Genomic DNA, 255 nt, shown 5'->3' with positions numbered 1-255 from the left:
GACCGCCCCAGTCAAACTACCCACCAGGCACTGTCCCTAATCCCGATAAGGGACCTAGGTTAGAACATCAAAACTACAAGGGTGGTATTTCAAGGACGACTCCATCATGACTAGCGTCACAACTTCATAGTCTCCCACCTATCCTACACATGTAGGTTCAATGTTCAGTGCCAAGCTATAGTAAAGGTTCACGGGGTCTTTCCGTCTAGCCGCGGGTATACGGCATCTTCACCGCAATTTCAACTTCACTGAGTC

1 rRNA gene is annotated in these 255 nt (G+C 49.0%); it reads right to left on the bottom strand.

The features are described 5' to 3' along the window. A 23S ribosomal RNA gene (locus KFE26_RS24475) occupies positions 1-255 on the bottom strand; the annotation flags it as partial.

Source organism: Shewanella sp. M16 (genome assembly GCF_018224605.1).
Classification (GTDB): domain Bacteria; phylum Pseudomonadota; class Gammaproteobacteria; order Enterobacterales; family Shewanellaceae; genus Shewanella; species Shewanella oncorhynchi.
The sequence above is the reverse complement of the archived record's forward strand: the minus strand, read 5'-3'. Positions and strand labels throughout refer to the sequence as shown.